21 protein-coding genes are annotated in these 18,520 nt (G+C 68.6%); 17 read left to right on the forward strand and 4 right to left on the reverse strand.

What is annotated here, in order from left to right:
* The first annotated feature begins 4 nt into the window (after positions 1-4).
* The 4 genes from IW248_RS05450 to IW248_RS05465 are packed head-to-tail and all read left to right on the forward strand — an operon-like array spanning position 5 to position 2,097.
* A complete protein-coding gene (locus IW248_RS05450) occupies positions 5-499 on the forward strand; it encodes a WXG100-like domain-containing protein (RefSeq protein ID WP_196925949.1) in 495 nt (164 codons plus the stop codon).
* Positions 492-1,022: an endonuclease gene (locus tag IW248_RS05455; RefSeq protein ID WP_196925950.1), complete on the forward strand. Its 531-nt coding sequence runs from the start codon at positions 492-494 to the stop codon at positions 1,020-1,022. The genes IW248_RS05450 and IW248_RS05455 overlap by 8 nt, the downstream gene beginning before the upstream one ends.
* Positions 1,019-1,561, forward strand: coding sequence for an SUKH-4 family immunity protein (locus IW248_RS05460; protein WP_196925951.1), 543 nt, complete (start codon positions 1,019-1,021; stop codon positions 1,559-1,561). The genes IW248_RS05455 and IW248_RS05460 overlap by 4 nt, the downstream gene beginning before the upstream one ends.
* Positions 1,558-2,097 (forward strand): SUKH-4 family immunity protein, encoded by a 540-nt coding sequence (locus IW248_RS05465; protein ID WP_196925952.1) that lies wholly within the window; start codon positions 1,558-1,560, stop codon positions 2,095-2,097. Before IW248_RS05460 ends, IW248_RS05465 begins: the two co-directional genes overlap by 4 nt.
* Positions 2,098-2,102: 5 nt before the next feature.
* Here IW248_RS05465 and IW248_RS05470 read toward each other — a convergent pair whose 3' ends face one another.
* Positions 2,103-2,642 (reverse strand): GNAT family N-acetyltransferase, encoded by a 540-nt coding sequence (locus IW248_RS05470; protein WP_196925953.1) that lies wholly within the window; start codon positions 2,640-2,642, stop codon positions 2,103-2,105.
* 43 nt (positions 2,643-2,685) lie between these two features.
* Positions 2,686-3,213, reverse strand: a complete 528-nt coding sequence (locus tag IW248_RS05475; protein ID WP_196925954.1) for a MarR family winged helix-turn-helix transcriptional regulator — start codon at positions 3,211-3,213, stop codon at positions 2,686-2,688.
* A 39-nt stretch (positions 3,214-3,252) separates the two neighbouring features.
* On the opposite strand from IW248_RS05475, the gene IW248_RS05480 reads away from it, so the two are divergent.
* Together IW248_RS05480 and IW248_RS05485 are read left to right on the forward strand one after the other, a co-directional pair.
* Entirely contained in the window at positions 3,253-3,879 is a 627-nt protein-coding gene (locus IW248_RS05480; RefSeq protein ID WP_196925955.1) for a mycothiol-dependent nitroreductase Rv2466c family protein, read from the forward strand.
* Between the two features lie 152 nt (positions 3,880-4,031).
* Positions 4,032-4,907 carry an endonuclease/exonuclease/phosphatase family protein gene (locus tag IW248_RS05485; RefSeq protein WP_196925956.1) on the forward strand — a complete coding sequence of 292 codons (876 nt, stop codon included), beginning with the start codon at positions 4,032-4,034 and terminating at the stop codon, positions 4,905-4,907.
* Between the two features lie 19 nt (positions 4,908-4,926).
* On the opposite strand, the gene IW248_RS05490 is transcribed toward IW248_RS05485, so the two are convergent.
* The gene (locus IW248_RS05490; protein WP_307787763.1) at positions 4,927-5,328 is read right to left on the reverse strand and encodes a GNAT family N-acetyltransferase; all 402 of its coding nucleotides are present in this window, start codon (positions 5,326-5,328) and stop codon (positions 4,927-4,929) included.
* Positions 5,329-5,589: 261 nt separating this feature from the next.
* Between IW248_RS05490 and IW248_RS05495 the strand changes: the two genes are divergently transcribed.
* The 7 genes from IW248_RS05495 to IW248_RS05525 all read left to right on the forward strand — a co-directional run bounded on the left by IW248_RS05495 (position 5,590) and on the right by IW248_RS05525 (position 13,161).
* Positions 5,590-6,987, forward strand: coding sequence for a family 43 glycosylhydrolase (locus IW248_RS05495; RefSeq protein WP_196925957.1), 1,398 nt, complete (start codon positions 5,590-5,592; stop codon positions 6,985-6,987).
* Positions 6,988-7,023: 36 nt separating this feature from the next.
* The gene (locus IW248_RS05500) at positions 7,024-8,463 is read left to right on the forward strand and encodes a glycoside hydrolase family 43 protein (protein WP_196925958.1); all 1,440 of its coding nucleotides are present in this window, start codon (positions 7,024-7,026) and stop codon (positions 8,461-8,463) included.
* A gap of 54 nt (positions 8,464-8,517) precedes the next feature.
* Complete coding sequence (locus IW248_RS05505) at positions 8,518-10,005, forward strand: RICIN domain-containing protein (protein ID WP_196925959.1); 1,488 nt, start codon at positions 8,518-8,520, stop codon at positions 10,003-10,005.
* Positions 10,006-10,163: 158 nt separating this feature from the next.
* Entirely contained in the window at positions 10,164-10,874 is a 711-nt protein-coding gene (locus tag IW248_RS05510; protein WP_196925960.1) for a ThuA domain-containing protein, read from the forward strand.
* Positions 10,844-11,956, forward strand: coding sequence for a Gfo/Idh/MocA family protein (locus tag IW248_RS05515; protein ID WP_196925961.1), 1,113 nt, complete (start codon positions 10,844-10,846; stop codon positions 11,954-11,956). Before IW248_RS05510 ends, IW248_RS05515 begins: the two co-directional genes overlap by 31 nt.
* Before the next feature lie 42 nt (positions 11,957-11,998).
* The gene (locus IW248_RS05520; protein WP_196925962.1) at positions 11,999-12,367 is read left to right on the forward strand and encodes a DNA polymerase ligase N-terminal domain-containing protein; all 369 of its coding nucleotides are present in this window, start codon (positions 11,999-12,001) and stop codon (positions 12,365-12,367) included.
* 59 nt (positions 12,368-12,426) lie between these two features.
* Positions 12,427-13,161 carry a VOC family protein gene (locus tag IW248_RS05525; protein ID WP_196925963.1) on the forward strand — a complete coding sequence of 245 codons (735 nt, stop codon included), beginning with the start codon at positions 12,427-12,429 and terminating at the stop codon, positions 13,159-13,161.
* A 21-nt stretch (positions 13,162-13,182) separates the two neighbouring features.
* Here IW248_RS05525 and IW248_RS05530 read toward each other — a convergent pair whose 3' ends face one another.
* The gene (locus IW248_RS05530) at positions 13,183-15,366 is read right to left on the reverse strand and encodes an amylo-alpha-1,6-glucosidase (RefSeq protein ID WP_372431893.1); all 2,184 of its coding nucleotides are present in this window, start codon (positions 15,364-15,366) and stop codon (positions 13,183-13,185) included.
* Between the two features lie 164 nt (positions 15,367-15,530).
* On the opposite strand from IW248_RS05530, the gene IW248_RS32885 reads away from it, so the two are divergent.
* From IW248_RS32885 to IW248_RS05550, 4 genes are all read left to right on the forward strand, one after another.
* Complete coding sequence (locus IW248_RS32885; RefSeq protein WP_231396190.1) at positions 15,531-16,136, forward strand: TraR/DksA family transcriptional regulator; 606 nt, start codon at positions 15,531-15,533, stop codon at positions 16,134-16,136.
* A gap of 159 nt (positions 16,137-16,295) precedes the next feature.
* Entirely contained in the window at positions 16,296-17,339 is a 1,044-nt protein-coding gene (locus IW248_RS05540) for an aromatic ring-hydroxylating dioxygenase subunit alpha (protein ID WP_196925965.1), read from the forward strand.
* Positions 17,336-17,554 (forward strand): hypothetical protein, encoded by a 219-nt coding sequence (locus tag IW248_RS05545; protein WP_196925966.1) that lies wholly within the window; start codon positions 17,336-17,338, stop codon positions 17,552-17,554. The genes IW248_RS05540 and IW248_RS05545 overlap by 4 nt, the downstream gene beginning before the upstream one ends.
* The gene (locus tag IW248_RS05550; protein WP_307787765.1) at positions 17,551-18,504 is read left to right on the forward strand and encodes a PDR/VanB family oxidoreductase; all 954 of its coding nucleotides are present in this window, start codon (positions 17,551-17,553) and stop codon (positions 18,502-18,504) included. The genes IW248_RS05545 and IW248_RS05550 overlap by 4 nt, the downstream gene beginning before the upstream one ends.
* Positions 18,505-18,520 lie beyond the last annotated feature (16 nt).

An 18,520-nucleotide genomic window follows, 5' to 3' on the forward strand; every position in this document is an offset into this window, starting at 1 on the left:
CGAGATGGGACTCCAACTGCCGGGTGAGCTGATCACGGCACTCGGCTGGATCGGCTACACCTGGCCCGAGGCCGACGAGGAAAAGCTGTTCGAGATGGGCCAGGCCTGGCTGGACTTCTCCGGCACGGTCGCGAACGCCTCGGGGGAGGCAGGTTCGGCCGCGGCGGCGGTCTGGTCGCAGCACCAGGGCGAGTCGATGCAGGCGTTCCAGAAATGGTGGTCCAACCCGGAGAATGGTCCCGGAACGCTGCCGGACTACTCCCAGGCCGCCATGCTGATCGGCACCGGGATGATCATCGCCGCCGCGATCGTGCTCGCGCTGAAGATCCAAGTGATAGTGCAGTTGGCGATCCTCGCGTTCGCGGTGGCTCAGGCGATCGCCACCGCCGTCGTCACGTTCGGCGCGTCGCTGGCCGAGATCCCGATCTTCCAGATGATCACCCGGGAGATCGTCGGCCTGCTGATCGACCAGGTGATCCAGGAGCTCCTCGATGCCTAGCAGGGCGCCGAAGAGCTCGAAGAAACGCGGAGACTCGGGCAAGCCGAGGGTTGGCAACGGCGTCCGCGCGGCGGTGAAGAAGGCCGCCGCCAAGCCGGTCGTGCGCAACAACGACCTGCCCGTGGTCACGATCAAGGTGCAGCGCAAGCCGACCTACGCGCGCGCCCAGTTCGACCGGAAGATGAACGCGCTGAAGAAGCTCAGCGACGAGGGCAAGCTGTTCAAGCAGGCGAACCCGGTTGCCCGGGACGAATCGATCACGAAAGCCTACAAGGCTCGGATCCGGCAGAAGATCTTCGACAAGTACTGGCCCCACGACAAGAAGTTGGCGAACAGACTCTCCGAGCGGCTCACCGACCAGCATCCCGACCATGTGTGGGAGCTGCAACTCGGCGGCCCCGACGACGTTAGTAATCTGAAGCTCTTGCACGGTGATACAAACGAGGATGTCGGCCGGCAGATCCGTCAACAGATCATGAAATTGCCCGACGGCACCCCGATCCGGATAGAGGTAGTGGATTGAACCCCGAGCTGCGGGAGCTCATCGCGGAGCTGCGCACCGACCTGGAGGCGGATCAGCCGGCGACGCTGGTGTGGGCCCAGCTCAACGAGGGCGCTCCGGCCGACCAGATTCCCGCCGGTCTGCCACAGTCGGTCCGGGAGCTGCTGGAGACCACCAACGGCCTCCGGGCCGGCGGGTTCGACCTGCGCTCAGCTGCGCGACTCGACCGCGTCCAGTACTACCTCGACCTGATGCCCGAGTTCACCGGCGTCGCCGACGAACCCGCCGAGTGGCTGGTCTTCGGCACGCTGAACGACGAGCCGCTGCTGATCCGACGCGACACCGGCGCGGTCTGGTACTTCCCGGCAGAGACCACCGACGAGTGGTTCATGCGTGAGCTGTTCCTCGACGTCGCGCCGGACCTCGACTCGTTCCTCGCCTACTACGTCTTCGGCGCCGGGTACGGCGAGGTCGACAGCGACGACGACGAGTGGTGGGGCTTCCTCGACGAGCAGGGCCTGACCACGCCGGGCGACGAGGACGAGGAGACGGACGATTGACCGCGACACATGAGGAGCTCACGGCGCTCTGGGGCGCCGACGGGATGATCTACTTTCCGCTCGACCGGTTCGACGACGTCCTCGGCCCGCTGCCGCCAGAGGTCTTCCCACCGTTCGGAGCGATCCCTGTCGACGTGCCGATCCTGTTCACGGTCGACGTCAACGTTCCCGGCATGGAGTTGTTCTCCAAGCTGAAGATCGAGATCGGCGAGGCCGGCCCGCGCATCCACATCGTCCTCGGCAGCTCGCCCGAGGACCCGCAGCTGCTCTTCTGCCTCGACACTCTGACCGGAGCCGTCGTATTGCTGGACCTGGAGACCCCCAACTTCGAGGCGGTGAACGCGACCTTCGCCGCGTTCGTCGAGTTCCTCTACCGGCTCGGGCAGCTCATCGCGACGGACCCGGGCGGTCGGGCTCGCGCCGCCCGCGCCGCCGCGATCCGCGAGGAGCTGATGGCCGTCGACTCGTCCGCGTTCGCCGACCCGAAGTCCTGGTGGAGCGTGGCCTTCGATCAGCTGGAGTCCACCGGCGGATAGCGACGTCAGCGGGCGGTCAGAACCCGCTGGGCCAGTACCTGCCCCGGCCAGGATCCAGCCAGGAAGGTTTCGGTGGGAGTGAACCCGTGGCGCTCGTAGTACGCCACCAACTCGCCACCGCCGCCCGCCCAGCAGTCGACCCGTAGCAACCGCACGCCGGCCCGCCGGGTTTCCTGCACGGCGTGTGTCAACAGGGCCGACCCGAGGTTCCGGCCGGCGAGTCGTCGGTCGGAGACCAGGAGGCGGACGTACCGCTCGGGCTCGTCCGCAGGCGCGATCGGTGCCCGCGGATCGGGCCCGGAGTCCAACACCAGGGCTGCGGCCGGCGTCCCGTCCACCTCGGCGATGTACGGGAGGTTCTCGGTCAGGTAGCGGTCGACCAGGTCGGCCCCTCCCGGCTTCTCGGAGAACGGGGTGGTGCCCCACTGCTCGGTGTTGCCGCGATCATTCATCCAGGCAACCGCGGCGTCGAGCATGGCCAGCACGGCGGGTGCGTCGGCCAGGCCACCGCGTCGGATACGTACGCCGCGGGTGGTGTCGTCCATGACGAAATGATAGTTCGTGGCTGGCCGACCACGGCCCGGGTGATCATCCGGCCTGACCCCCGCCCCAAGGACCAGAATCTCGGGAGTCCAGGGTCCGATTCATCGCCGCGAGTAGGCGCTCGAGCGTTCTGCGGTCGCTGTCGCCGAGGCCACGAAGGATGGCCGCCTCGTTGGCGAGATGTTCTTCGATGAGACGATCGGTCAACGCCACTCCGGCGGAAGTCAGCCCGACCACTCTGCCGCGCGCGTCGGCTGCGGAGACCGAGCGCGACACGAGGCCACGGGCGATCAGCCGGTCCACCCGCTTGGTCACCGCTCCGGTGGTCACCAGCATCCGTTGGCTCAACTCGCCCGCCGTGAGCGTGTACGGCGGGCCCTCGCGGCGCAACGCGGCGAGCACGTCGAAGTCGCCGTTGCCGAGGTCCGCCGCGGCGAACGGCGGTCGCAGTGCGGTGTCGAGTGCGGCGGCCATCTGTTGGATGCGACCGATGATCAGCAACGGGGTGGGGTCGAGGTCCGGTCGCTCCCGGGCCCACTGGCCGACGATCTCGGCAATCCGGTCCTCATTCACTGTTGCATCTTACCTTCCGGGGAAGATAAATTGCCTTCCGTGGAAGACAACTCGACGCGAACGTCAGCTCCGGTGGTCACGGCGTACGTGGACCCCTCCTGCCCGTTCGCCTGGCTCACCTCCCGCTGGCTCATGGAGGTCGCGAAGATGCGGCCGCTCACTCTGCGGTTCGAGGTGATGAGCCTCGCGGTGATCAACGAGCATCGTGACCTGGAGCCCTGGTACCGCGAGTTCAACGACCGAGCGTGGGGGCCGGCCAGGGTGTGCGTGGCGGCAGCCGCACAACACGGCCCCGCCGCCCTCGCACGGCTGTACCCGGCGCTCGGTCGCCGGATCCACGACGCCGGCGACAAGGACTTCGACACCGTCGTCCCGCTGGCCCTGGCCGAGGCCGGTCTCCCCGCCGACCTGGCCGACGTCGCCCATCGGAGCGACGTCGACCCGCGGATGCGGGCGAGCACCGCCCGCGCGCAGCAACTGGTGGGCGAGGACCTCGGCACCCCGACGGTCGTCGTCGACGACGTGGCCTTCTTCGGCCCCGTGCTGACCTCGATCCCTCGTGGGGAGGAGGCCGTCCGCGTCTTCGACGGCGCCCGGCTGCTCGCCGGCTGCCGGGCCTTCTCCGAGCTCAAACGCGCCCGGTCCGACGGCCTCACCTTCGCGTAGCTCCACCACTGCCACTGGGAGAGCTGGTCACCCCCCGCACCGGTCGACCCGGGACTGTCCATGCTTCGTCACCGGATGTTCGGCGTCGCGTCGACTCGAATCGATAGTGTGCGTTGGCCGCCACCCACGGCGGTTCGTGCGGAGGGACATCGATGCGCAGGACAACGGACTGGTCGGCCCGGGCGCTGGGCGCTCTCGCGGGCGCGGTCGCGCTGGTGGCGGCCCTGCTGCCGGCGGCCCCGGCGGCTGCCGCGAGCGTGGGTTTCAAGACGGCGACGCTGAACATCTACTACGGGCTGAGCCAGGCCGACTTCGCGCACGACCTGAATCTGATCGCGTCCAAGGCGGACCTCGTCGGTCTCAACGAGGTCGGTGCCCGCAAGGCGTTCCTGGAGAACTGGGCCGCCAACAACGGCTGGTGGCTGTACGCGCCGGGCGGCACCAACCAGGCTGGCGAAGCGTTGATCGCCAAGAAGAGCATGTTCGACGTACTCGACAAGGGCTCGATTTTCGTCTGTGACACCAACGGTCCGGGCGAGGTCCCGCCCGCGCGCTACAACAACTGGGTCAAGTACCGGCACAAGGCCACCGGCCGCAACGTGACACACGTCAACGCCCATGCGGTGGCCAGCATCGAAACCGCCGGCCGGCCCGAGGACCTGCCGCGCACCAGGTGTGCCGAGGCGCAGTTCCAGGGCCTCAAGGAACTGGCGGTCGACAAGCAGGACGAGGGTCAGGTCATCGTCAGCGGTGACCTCAACGTCGACTTCAGCGCCGACCGGAGCTACGGGTACGCGAAGTTCCCGTGGCAGGTCTTCGAGGCCAACGAGCTGCCAAATCTGCGCTCCAACTACAACCTCTACGGCGAGAGGGGCACCGGAACGCACGGCAACCGGCACATCGACTACGTCTACTTCTGGAAACGGCTGCCCGAGTACCAGCTGATGTGGATGACCGGCTACGACATCGTCGGTGGCACCAAGTCCGACCACAGCGGTGTCGTCGCGACCTTCTCCATCCAGGATTGACGCCTTCGGTTTTCGCCGGCTACGCGTCTCGGCGCTCGGGTTGCCCCCGGTGCGCCGCCCACTCGGGCGCGAGGATCGACATCACCACGGCGTCAACCCAGTCGTCGCCGTCGTGCAGGACCTGCCGCAGCACACCCTCGACGATGAAGCCGACCTTCTCGTACGTCCGCCGAGCCCGGGGGTTGAAGGCGAACACCTCCAGCGAGATGCGGTGCAGACCGAGCCCCTCGAAACCGTGGCCGACGATCAGGCGCACCGCCTCGGTGCCCAGGCCACGGTCGCGGCCGCTCGCGGTGAGCAGCGTGCGGAAGTTGCAGCTGCGGTCGACGGGGTCCCAGTCGTTGAGGACCACCTCGCCGACGCACACCCCGGTGGCGCGGTCCACGGTTCGGGCGTGACGGGGTTGCGGGGGAGCGTCCACGGTCGATCCCTTGACACTGATAGATGCGATCGCTAACACTTGTCCGCAACGCGAACTTAACGAGCAGAACACATTGTGCCTGTAGCGGCGTGACGCACCACAAGTGTGTCCGCGCGGGTATGGCAGCCGTCGTCAGAGTCCCAAAGCCCGAGCCGATCACAGCTCCTTGTTGTTAACGCTAACATAGATGATCTTTTTGAAAGGGGTCGAGACGTGGTTCCACGGCGTATGACAGCGGCATCGCCGTCGGGAGCATCGACCATGCGTTTACGTTCCCTCCTCGTGCTCTCCGCCGTGGCCGCCGCGGCGTTCGTGGTGGTGGCCGACGGACCGGCGCAGGCCGCCACGCTGCCGACCGGCGCTGTTTCGCTGGAGGCGACCAACCAGGCCGGACGGTACGTACGGCACATCGACTATCTCGGTCAGCTCGATCCGGTGACCTCCAGCAGCGCCAACCAGACCAAGCTCGATGCCACCTTCACCGTGGTCAACGGCCTGGCGTCGCCGACCTGCTACTCGTTCCAGACCAAGACCGGCATGTTCCTGCGGCACCGCGACTACCGGATCCGGGTCGACCCGAACACCGGCGACGCGACGTTCCGGGCCGACGCCACCTTCTGCGCGGTGGACGGCTCGGTCAGCGGTTCGGTGGCGCTCGCCTCGTACAACTATCCGAATCGGCGGATCCGGCACCGCGACTACGCACTCTGGATCGACGCCTACCAGGACACGGCCGCGTTCCGGGCAGACAGCTCCTTCCGCCTCGTCGCGCCCTGGGCGCCCAGGACCACCAAGGGCCCGGTGATCCCGGGCCTCTTCGCCGACCCGCACATCGCCGTCTTCAACGGCCGCTACTACCTGTACCCGACCACCGACGGCTACGCGAGCTGGGCCGGCACCTACTACAAGGCGTTCTCCTCCACCGACCTGGTCAACTGGACCGACCACGGCGTGATCCTGGACCACGGCCCCGACGTGTCCTGGGCGGACAACTCGGCCTGGGCGCCCGCCGTGGCCAGCGCCAACGGCCGCTACTACCTGTACTTCAGCGGCGGCGCGGCCAGCGGCAACACGGCCAAGCAACTGGGCGTGGCGGTGGCCGACAGCCCCACCGGGCCGTTCCGTGACGCGCTGGGCCGACCGCTCATCCGCAGCGACCAGTTCTCCGGCGGGCAGGCGATCGACCCCATGGTGTTCACCGACGACGACGGGCAGTCCTACCTGTACTGGGGCCAGGGCGTCGCACGGGCGGTACGGCTGAACGCCGACATGACCTCCTTCGACGCGGCACAGGTACGGGTGGTCACGCCATCCGGTTACAACGAGGCGCCGTTCGTGTTCAAGCGCAACGGTCAGTACTACTTCATGTGGTCGGAGAACGACACGCGTAGCGAGGACTACCGGGTCGCCTACGCCACCGGCCCATCGCCCCTCGGTCCGTGGACCAGGCGCGGCGTGGTGCTGCAGAAGCGGCTCGAGGTGGGCATCAAGGGCACCGGTCACCATTCGGTGGTCCGGGCACCCGGCAGCGACACCTGGCACATCGCCTACCACCGCTTCGCCGTGCCGGCCGGCAACGGCACCAACCGCGAGACCGCCATCGACCAGATGGAATTCAACACCGACGGCACCATCCGCCCCGTCGTACCGACCCTCTAGCTGACTCGTACGCCCCTGCGCGAAGGAGAGAGACACATGTCGAGAGTCCTCGCCCGGCTCGGCGCGGTTGCGGTCGCCGCGTGCCTGCTGTTCACCACCTGGTCGGCGGCGACACCGAAGGAGGCGGCCGCGCTCGACCCGACCGTCGGCTACCTGATGGCGCACTTCACCGGCGAGTCGTCGACCGACCAACAGATCTACCTCGCCCACAGCACCGACGGCCTCCGCTGGACCGACCTCAACAACGGTGGGCTCGTCCTGCGTTCCACAGTCGGCACCCGCGGCGTCCGCGACCCCGCCCTGGTCCGCTCGCCCGGCGGCGACAGGTACTGGATCATCGCCACGGACCTGTGCATCGGCTGCGGCCAGGACTGGTCGACCGCCATCAACAACGGCAGCCGCAACCTCGTCGTGTGGGAGTCCACCGACCTGGTCAACTGGTCCGCGCCGTGGCTGCTGAACGTGGCCGGCGCGATCCCGGACGGACGCAACGCCTGGGCGCCGGAGGCGATCTGGAACCCGGATACCAACGACTACGTCCTCTACTGGGCGACGAACGTCCCGCTCAACGGGGCGACCAAGCACCGCATCTACTCCGCGCGCACGGCGAACTTCCGCAGCATCACCACGCCGCAGGTCTACATCAACCGACCCGGTAACCAGGAGATCATCGACACCCAGATCGTCGAGGTGCCGGCCGGCGTCGGTGCTTACCGCTACGTTCGGGCCTCCCGGGACGGGCAGATCGCCATCGAGGGCAGCAACTCCATCCTCGGCACCTGGACGAGCCTCGGAAACCTGTCCGGCATCGGGCTTACCGGTGCCCAGGTCGAGGGCCCGATGTGGATGAAGTACAACAACCGTAACGAGTGGGTGCTCTACCTCGACCAGTACGCCAGCGGGCGCGGCTACCTGCCGGTGCTGACCACCAACCCGTCGAGCGCGAGCAGTTACCGGCTGCCGGCGTCCGGCTCGTACGCCATGGGTGGCACCAAGAAGCGGCACGGAACGATCCTCAACCTGACCGCCGCCGAACAGGACCGCGTGCTCGCCCGCTGGCCCGTCACCGCGGTCAACCGGATCCAGTCGTACAACTTCCAGGACCGGTACGTGCGGCACTACGACTACGACGTCCGCATCGACCCGAACGTCAGCCCGGCCCAGGACGGCCAGTGGCGCGTGGTCCCCGGCCTGGTCGGCTCCGGCACGGTCTCCATCCAGTCGGTCAACTACCCGGGCTACTACCTGCGCCACTACGGATTCGACTTCCGGCTGGAAGCCAACGACGGGACCGCCACGTTCGCCGCCGACTCCACCTTCCGGCAGGTCGCCGGCCTCGCCAACTCCTCGTGGACGTCATTTCAGTCCTACAGCCACCCGGACCGCTACATCCGGCACTACGGCTACCTGCTCCGGCTCGACCCGATCCCCGATACGCAGAGCCGTGCCGACGCCACATTCCGCGTGACCAGCTGAACCCCGACCTCCACGACGTTCCCGGAGAGGCAAGATCTAGTGATTGGACATTCCATGGAACGAATCAGCCGGTCGATGCGCCGGACAGTGATTGCCCTGGTGGCCGCGATAACGGCGATGGTTGGCGTCGTCGTCGTCGTTTCGTCGCCGGCCACTGCCGCCACCAACCAGTTCCGAGGCATGAACTGGGCCATGTTGGGTGACAACTTCAAGACCAGCCCCCTTATCGTGCAGGGCCTGAGCTCGTCCGACAGCAACGCGACGGTGCGGGCGAAGGCCAACGCCCTCTACGACGACATGGCGTCCACCATGGGTGTCAACACGATCCGGCTGCCCATCAACACCCACACGGTGGGGACGGCCTGGTGGGAGGCGTACCGAGGCGCCATCGACGCTGCCACCGCCCGTGGCTTCAAGGTCATCCTCGCCTACTGGGAGGACGGCGCCGCCTCCGGCGGCAGAATCACGAATCTCGCCGCGTGGAACACGATGTGGTCCACCGTGACCAACACGTACGGCTCGAACGCCAACGTCTACTTCGAGCCGATGAACGAGCCGCACGGTTACAGCTCGACGGAGTGGCGCAACGTCGCCGCGAACTGGCTCAGCTACCACACCTCGGCGGTGCCCGGCCGGGTGCTGATCGGCGGCACCGGCTTCAGCCAGGACCTGCGCGACATCTGCAACGACAGCCGCTTCAACTCGACGCTGCTGTCCTTCCACTACTACGCGTTCTTCTACGGCGCGATGACCTACGACGCCTTCCGCAGCCACATCCAGACTCGCCTCGGCAACTGCGCCTCCCGCGCGGTCGCGACCGAGTTCGGCGGGCCCATGAACGACGGTCGTAACTACGCCGACGCGGGCAGCACCGACAACTTCGTGCGCTACATCCGGGCCATGGCCCAGGTCATGCGGGACAACCAGATGGGCGGCACCTACTGGCCCGCCCTCGGCGGCAAGACCGGCACCATCGGCTACGACTGGTACTCGATGTTCGCCCTCACCGGCAGCGGCACCGACCTCAACCTGACCGTCCGCAACACCTCCGGCGCCGACCGGATCCGGTACGCGTGGGGCGACACCATCGGCGGCGGCGACCCGACGACGCCGCCGCCGACGGGGACGTTCTACCGGATCACCGTGCGGCATAGTGGCAAGGCCATGGACGTCCAGTCGCCGAACACCGACAACGGCGCGCGTGTCGGCCAGTACACGTACGGCGGCAATGCCTGGCAGCAGTGGCAGTTCCAGGACGCCGGCAGCGGCTACTGGCGCATCGTCAGCCGAAACAGCGGAAAGTGCCTCGACGTGGTGAGCGCGTCGACCGCCGACGGCGCCGAGCTCGTCCAGTACACCTGCGGCAGCGGCACCAACCAGCAGTTCCAGATGGTCACCAACGGCAGCTACTTCCAGCTCCGGGCGCGACACAGCAACAAGTGCGTGGACGTACCGGCCGCGTCGACAGCGGACGGGGTGGTCCTCAAGCAGTATTCGTGCAACACCGGCGCCAACCAGCAGTGGTCCCGCACGGCCGTCTGACAGTCGTCGCGACCTAACCACGGATCCACGGCGCGGCCCGCACGCCCCACGTAGGGCACGGGTACGGTTTCGGTGCTCGACACGTACGGGTATCGGCGGTACGTCGCCGGGGCGGGAGCGACCAGCCCGGTGGTGACGGACCGTGGGAGGGAGCGAGGGTGGCGCAGCGCAGAGCATTGGTGGTCCGGGGCGGTTGGGAGGGACACCAGCCGGTCAAGGCGACGGAGTTGTTCCTCCCCTTCCTCGAACGTAACGGCTACGCCGTACGGGTCGAGGAGTCGACGGAGATCTACGCCGATGCCGCCGAGATGGCCGAGACCGACCTGGTCGTGCAGTGCATGACGATGTCGCAGATCACCGCCGACCAGGTGGCGGGCCTCAGCGCGGCGGTCATCGCCGGCACGGGCTTCACCGGCTGGCACGGCGGCATCGTTGACTCGTTCCGCGCGTCCTCCGAATACCTGCATCTGGTGGGCGGCCAGTTCGCGACCCATCCGGGCCGGGAGCCGTGTGAGCGGCACGGTGGCCCGGAGGACAACTTCCTGCCGCACACGGTGCGCATCACCGACCTCGGCCGGGAGCACCCGATCACCGCGGGGATCGAGGACTTCGACCTGGTCACCGAACAGTACTGGGTGCTGCACGACGACCTGATCGACGTGCTGGCCGTGACCACCCACCCGACGCAGACGTGGCATCCGTGGCACCGGCCGGTCACCTCGCCGGCGATCTGGACCCGACTGTGGGGTGCCGGGCGCATCGTCGTGACGACCCCGGGCCACAGCCTGGACGTGCTGGAGCACGCGGGCGTTCGTACCGTCATCGAGAGGGGGATGGTGTGGGCGACCCGCACCGCGTCGGCGTCGTAGGTCTCGGGGTCATTTCCCGTGCGTACCTGGACACGCTCGCGGACCACCCCGAGGTGAGCATCGCCGCGGTGGCCGACCTCGACGCCTCCCGGTCGGCCGCGGTCGCCGCCACGATTCCCGGAGCCGAGGCGATGAGCGTCGAGCGCCTGCTCGCCCACCCGGACGTGCGGACGGTGCTCAACCTCACGATCCCCGCAGCGCACGCCGACATCTCGCTGGGCGCGATCGACGCGGGCAAGAGCGTGTACGTCGAGAAGCCGCTCGCCGTGACGTTCGCGGACGGCCGCTCCATCATCGAACGGGCCACGTCGGCCGGCGTCCGCGTCGGCTGCGCGCCGGACACCGTCCTGGGCACGGGTACGCAGACGGCGCGGGCGGCGATCGACGGCGGGCTCATCGGACGCCCGATGTCCGCGTCGGCGGTCATGGTCACTCCGGGGCACGAGCGCTGGCATCCCCACCCCGACTTCTACTACGCCCCGGGCGGCGGCCCGATGCTGGACATGGGGCCGTACTACATCTCGGCGCTCATCCACCTGCTCGGCCCGGTCCGCGCGGTGATCGGAGCCGCAAGCCGCCTACGCGCCGAACGCGTCATCGGCTCGGGCCCACGCGCCGGCCAGCGCATTCCGGTGGGGGTGGACACCCACCTGAGCGGCGTACTGGAGCACGCCAACGGTGCTCTCTCCACCATCACGACGAGCTTCGACGGCGTCCGGACGACGGCCGCCCCGATCGAGGTGCACGGGGAGACCGGCACGCTCGCCGTACCCGACCCGAACTACTTCGACGGCGAGGTCCGCCTCTTCGCGCTCGGCGACACCGAATGGCGCGCTCTCGAACCGCGGGCCGGTTACGCCAAGGGTTCCCGGGGCATCGGTCTGATCGACCTGGTCCGGGCCGACGATCAGCGTCCGCCGCGCGCCGACGGCGACGTAGCGCTGCACGTACTCGAAACGATGACCAGCCTGATCCGGTCGGCGGCGGAAGGTCAGCGGATCGAGCTGACGACTGTGGCGCAGCGGCCCGCGCCGGTTCCGCTCACTCCGGTCGAGGACTGGAGGGCGTACCAGGCTTGGTGAGGTGGTCGCGTTGACGGGCGGAAGGGCCGACAGATGCCGACAATGGGAAGGGTGGCACCCTCCTTCGTCCTGCACCACCACCGCAAACCACGGCCGCACTACGACCTGCGGCTCGAGGAGGATGGTGTGCTGCGGTCGTGGGCGGTGCCTCGCGGTCTGCCGGACAGCCCCAGCGACAACCGGCTCGCGATCGCCGTACCCGACCACGACCTCGATCACCTCACCTACGAGGACGTCGACAAGTCGATAGCCGACATCGGCACCTGGGAGGAGCACGATCGCACCGACCGGCGAATGCTGTTCACCCTGCACGGCCGCACCGGCCGTCGGCGGTACGCGCTCATCCGCACCGGCGAGGGGTGGCTGCTGCACCTGACGAAGGAGCAGCCCTCGGACGAGCGCGGACGGTAGCGCGGCTGGGCGGCGATCACGGTCAGCGAGACGTCGACAGAGGCCCTAGCATCGCCGCCATGGCAACACGGCTTGTTCAGATCAACATGAAGGCTCGGGACGACTCCGCGCTGGGCGGCTTCTGGGCGCAGGCGCTCGGCTGGGGAGTCTCCAGTGAGGGTCCCGGCGTGACCAACCTCGAACCCGAGGGCTTCGTCTACCCCGACCCCGTCGCCGTCTGCGTCGACCTCGTCGTCTCCGCGGAGCCCAAGACGGTGAAGAACCGCGTCCACGTGGACCTCGCCACCACCTCGGCGGCCCACCAGGCGCAGGTGGTCGCGCGCCTGAAGGACCTCGGCGCGACAGCTGCCGACGTGGGCCAGGGCGACGTGCCATGGACGGTCCTGGCCGACCCGGAGGGCAACGAGTTCTGCGTGCTGGAGCCCCGACCGCTCTACCGGGACACCGGGCCGATCGCGGCAGTGGTGGTCGACTGCGCGGATCCGCGGGCCATGGCCCGGTTCTGGAGTGAGGCGATGGACTGGACCCTGCACGAGGTGACCGATCGGGGTGCGAGACTGCGCTCCGCCAAGGGCGTCGGCCCCTATCTGGAGTTCGTCCGGACCCCGGAGGTGAAGAGCGGGTGGAACCGGGTCCACCTCGACGTACGCCCGTACCCCGGTGACGACCCGGAGGTTGAGGCGGCCAGGCTGCGGGGTCTCGGCGCGACCGGCGTCGACCTGGGCCAAGACGTCCCGTGGAGGGTGTTCACCGACCCGGAGGGCAACGAGTTCTGTCTCCTCACCCCGGGCTGACTCAAGCTTGAGCGCCGCGGCTCAGGCCGAGGAACCGGGTGGCGACGGGGAGGCCTCGACAGTCAGACGAGCGCCGTGGACGGCGACCCCGGTCAGCCGGATGTTCCCCAGCGCCTCGGGGACGTGCGGATCGCTGGCGAGGATCCCGTCGTCGACATCGAGCCCGAGGATCGAGCGCAGGAACAGCAGGGGTGCTCCGCTGGCCCAGGCCTGGGGATTGCATGCCGTGGGGTACGGCACGGGTCGTCGGCCGAGCGAGCGGTCGTACCCGGAGATGGCCTCGGGCAGGCGGTAATCGAAGTGGGCGGCGGCCTCCAGCATCGCCATCGCGATGCGGTTCGCCGCGTCGCGGTGGCCATACCGGGCGAGCCCGGCGGCGATGATCGAGTTGTCGTGTGGCCACACGGTCCCGACGTGGTAGCCGATGGGGTTGTATCCCACGTCCTCGGTGGACAGGGTCCGGACACCCCAGCCGGAGAACATCTGGTCGGACATCAACTGTCGGGCCACCATGGCGGCGCGGTCCGGCGGGACGATGCCGCTCCAGAGCAGGTGACCCATGTTCGAGGTCATCGAGTCGATGGGGCGCTTGTCGGCGTCGAGGCCGATCGCGTAGTAGCCGCCGCGCGCGGGCAGCCAGTAGTCACGGTTGAACCGTTCGCGCAGATCGGCGGCTTCGGTGCGCAGACGTCGCGCCAACGCGCTGTCGGCCCAGGGCCCATCGGCGAGCTGTGCGGCGCGGAGCTTCGCGTCGTAGGTGTAGCCCTGGATCTCACAGGTGGCGACCGGCAGGGAGGGGAGCGTGCTGTCGGCGAACTGGACCCCGTCGGGTGAGTCGCGCCAGCAGTGGTTGCGCATGCCTTCGGGGGAGCGCGTGGCGTACTCGACGTAGCCGTCGCCGTCGCGGTCTCCGAAGTCGTCGATCCACCGCAGGGCCGCGTCGGCGTTGGGACGTAACCGCTGCACGAGTGCGTCGTCACCCGTCCACCGCCAGTACTCGGAGAGCAGGATGAGCCACAGCTGGGTGGTGTCGGACGCGCCGAAGCACGGGCCGTACGGCATGATGCCGAGCTGCGTCAGCTCGCCGGAGCGGTACTCGTGAAGTATCTTTCCCGGTTCCTCGTCGCTGAAGTCGTCGATGGCGTTGCCCTGGTGTGCGGCAAGGGTGACCAGCGCCCCCCGCGCTACGTCGGGTCCGCAGCTGACGCTCTGGTAGGCGGTGATCAGGGTGTCCCGCCCGAACACCGCCAGGAACCAGGGCATGCCAGCGGCCAGCAGAACGACCTGCTCGCCGTGGATCTCCTTCGCGATCCGCATGGACACCAGGTCGCTGGCCGACTTGTGGTAGACGCTGCGCAGCAGGTCTGATTCGGCGCTCAGGTCTGGCTTGTTCTCCCTCCACCGCCAGGCTGCGTCGTCGGCGCCGGGGTCCTGCTCCTCGCCGAAGGTGCGGCTGGTCGGCTGGTAGTCCTTGCCCCGACAGTTCAGCAACACCCGCAGCTCGCAACCCCAGGTCTGGCCTCGCCCCAGGTGCACGTCCCAGACCAGTGCGTCGCCCTCCACCCGGTCGGCACGCGGCTCGGCCTCGACTGTCGTGACGGCCGACCAGTGCGAATTCCGGTAGGAGAAGGACAGCGCAGAGCCGTCCGACCGGTGGGCCCGCCGGATGTCGGCCAGCCTGCTCCGTCCCGCCCCCTTGATCTCGAAGAGGTCAGCGAAGTCCGCGCCGACGTCCAACCGCAGACGTACGGAGACCGGCTCGGCGCCGAAATACTGCACAGTGATCCGCTCGTACATGCCGTCGCCGACGAATCGTTCCCGTCGCACGCCGACCCGGTTCGCCGCCAGGCCCTCGATCTCGGGATTCGCGAGGAAGAAGGCCGCCGAGTACGGATCGACGGGGTTCGCGCTGAGGACGAGCGGGGCGTTCCCGTCGAGGGTCAGCTCCCAACGGCTGATGTAGCGGGTGTCGTCGTGTACCAGACCGGCGATGGAGTCCGCCGGTACGTCCCCGGCTGGATTGGACAGCATGAAGGTCCGGCCTTCGAATATGCCGACAGCATCCGAACCCAATTCCGGTGGCATGTCGCGGTTGGCGCCGCCGTGAGTTTTGTCGGCTTGGGTTGTCGACGGGGATCCGGACGGCGTCGACCGAGATTGCATGGCGTTCTCTCCCCCCGGTTGGCAGGGTAAAGAACCCGCCATGCACCGCAGTCTAGGACTCGAAAAGATGACCCCGCTGCGATATCGAAGGGCGCCCACCGGGTTCGGGCAACGGCCCTGTTACGGCGAAAATCGGCAGTTCGCGGTCGGAATGAGATCCCACCGCGGACGTTGGCTTTGGGGCGACACCGCTCTATGGTGGGGGCATGTCGCCGGTGACCTTCCGCTCGCCCGCCGCCATCGAGGTGGCGGTGGGCGGTGCTGTCCGCGTGCCGACGGCGACACGCCTCAAGGCCGACATGCGGGTACCGGTTGTCCGCGCGCCGCACGTCGCGCTCACACACGAAATGTCGAGCCCGACGCGAACCGGCCGAGGCCCACCTGCGGAATCGTTGCATACCCAGAACGACCGCCAGGGCGAAGCTATCCAGCTTCGGCCCTTTTTGTTTTTCCCGCCCGATCCCCTTGAAAGGCAGACCATGAGCGTCGATCATCGTCGTACTCTCGACCAGAGTTGGCTCGCTGACATGCGAGCGTCCCTGGCGGACGACTTCGCCACCCAAACCGCTCGACTGCGGGAGTTGACCGAGCTCAACGCGGACACCGGCGACCCCGGCGAGGCCCACAACCAGGCCGCGCTGCTGATGGCCACCCGCCAGAACATCGAGCAGATCACCGGTGCGCTGAGCCGGATCAGCGACGGCATCTACGGTGCCTGCCAGAAGTGCAGCCGGAGCATCCCGGCCGAGCGGCTCGAGATTCTCCCGCACGCGCGCTTCTGCGTGCCGTGCCAGGAGAAGCAGAACAGGTGACGCCCCGGTGTGGCTGCCGTGCCCGTCGGCACGGCAGCCACACCGTCACGTGCGAGAGGGTTCAGCCTTTCATTCAGTGAAAGCTCCGGTTCCCCAACGGGGACACCGCACGGGACGATCCGGCTCCATCGACGTCCGTCGGCATGGAGGTCCGGTCGCATGGCATTCGCGCGTAACCAGTGGTATGTGGCGGCCTACGGCAGTGAGGTGGGGCGGGACCTGCTCGCCCGCACTGTGCTCGGTGAGCCGCTGGTGCTGTACCGCACCGGTGCCGGGAAGCCGGTGGCGCTCGCCGACCGATGCGTGCACAGGCGCTTCCCGCTGTCGGAGAGCCGGCTCGACGGCGACACGATCGTCTGCGGCTACCACGGCTTCACCTACGATCCGACCGGCGCGTGCGTCTTCGTACCCGGGCAGCAGCGCATCCCACGAACCGCGCGGGTGGTCTCCTTCCCCGTGGTGGAACAGGACTCCTTCATCTGGGTCTGGATAGGCGACCTGGATCGGGCCGACCCGGCCGCGATTCCGCGCGCACCGTGGCTCGCCGACCCGCGTTACGCGGTGGTGCGGGGCATGGCGCCACTGAACGCGCGGTACGGCCTGCTGGTGGACAACCTCCTGGACCTGTCGCATGAGACCTACCTGCACGGCGGCTACATCGGAACGCCGGAGGTGGCGAACACCCCGATCACCACCGAGGTGGACGAGGACCGGGGGATCGTCTACGTCAGTCGGCACATGGACGACGCCGAGTGCCCACCGTTCTACGCGCGTTCGACCGGGATCCAGGGCCGGATCACCCGGTGGCAGGACATCGAATACCACACGCCCTGCCTCTACCTCCTGCACAGCCGGATCGCGCCGCAGGGTGTCTATCCGCCCGCCGAGGGCGAGGACAGCGAAGCGTTCCACGCCGAGATCGTGTACGCCATCACCCCGTCGACCGAGCACACCACCTATGACTTCTGGGCGGTGGCACGCGACTTCGCGATCGACGACGAGTCGGTGAGCGAGTACCTCCACCACAGCAATCACACAGTGGTCATGCAGGACGTGACCGCGCTCAACATCCTGGAGCAGGTGATCACGACCGAGCCGGACAGGTATCAGGAGTTGAGCATCAACATCGACACCGGTGGCCTGGCCGCCCGGCGGCTGCTGGCCCGGATGATCGGGTCGGGGACGGTGGGAGCGGCGCGGTGAGTTCCCGAACAGGCGCCCGCACGGGGGACCGGGTCTACCGGATTCACTGGGTGCCGGGCACCGACACCCTGCGCGGGATCTGCCACTGTGGGGCCGAGCGCCTCGCCGAGGACCCGGTCGAGTTGTGGGAGTGGCTGCTCGCCCACCCGCAGGGGCACCGGGGCGTGGCCGTGCCGGTGCCCGGACCGCCGAGGCGGCTGGCGATGCGCGAGTGACGGTGGACGTGCTGACGGGTGTGGAGCTGGTGGTTGCCGGCCGGGACCAGGTGGCGGCCGAGGTCGTGGCGATCAGCCTGTGTCGCGCGGACGGCGGCGACCTGCCCGAGTGGACGCCGGGCGCGCACATCGACCTGGAGTTGAGCGCCGGGCTGGCCCGGCAGTACTCCCTCTGCGGCGACCCGGCGGAGCGGTCCGTCCTGCGGATCGCGGTGCAGCGCGAACCGAACGGACGCGGCGGCTCCCGACTGGCGCATGAGCGGCTCACCGTCGGCGCGACCGTCCGGGTGAGCGGACCCCGCAACACCTTCCCGCTGGTCGCGGCACCGCGTTACCTCTTCGTCGCCGGTGGCATAGGTATCACTCCCATCGCACCGATGGTCGCCGCCGCCGACGCCGCGGGCGCGGACTGGCGACTGGTGTACGGGGGACGCAGCCGCGCCACCATGGCCTTCGCCGCCGCCCTGCGGGAGAAGCACGGCGACCGGGTGAGCCTGCACCCGCAGGACGAGACCGGTTTGCTCGACCTGGCCGGGTTGCTGGGCCGGCCCGGCACGGGGCTCATCTACTGCTGTGGCCCGGAACCACTGATCGCAGCGGTGGAGGAACACTGCCGCGGCTGGCCACCCGGCTGCCTGCAGGTCGAGCGGTTCACCGCCCGAGGCGACACCGGCGCGCCGGAGACGACGATCGAGGTCGAGCTCGCGCTCTCCGGGCGGACGGTGACCGTGCCGCCGGGCACGCCGATCCTTCAGGCGGTGGAGGAGGCCGGCGTGCAGGTCCTCTCGTCCTGCCGGGAGGGCACCTGCGGCACCTGCGAGACCCCGGTGCTCGCCGGCGTGCCGGAGCACCGCGACAGCCTGCTCACCGAGCAGGAGCGGGCCGCCGGGGACACGATGATGATCTGCGTCTCCCGGGCCCGTACGCCCCGACTCGTGCTGGAGCTGTGAGCGCGCGGCGCCGGCG

Source organism: Micromonospora ureilytica, assembly GCF_015751765.1.
In the GTDB taxonomy this organism is placed as follows: Bacteria; Actinomycetota; Actinomycetes; order Mycobacteriales; family Micromonosporaceae; genus Micromonospora; species Micromonospora ureilytica.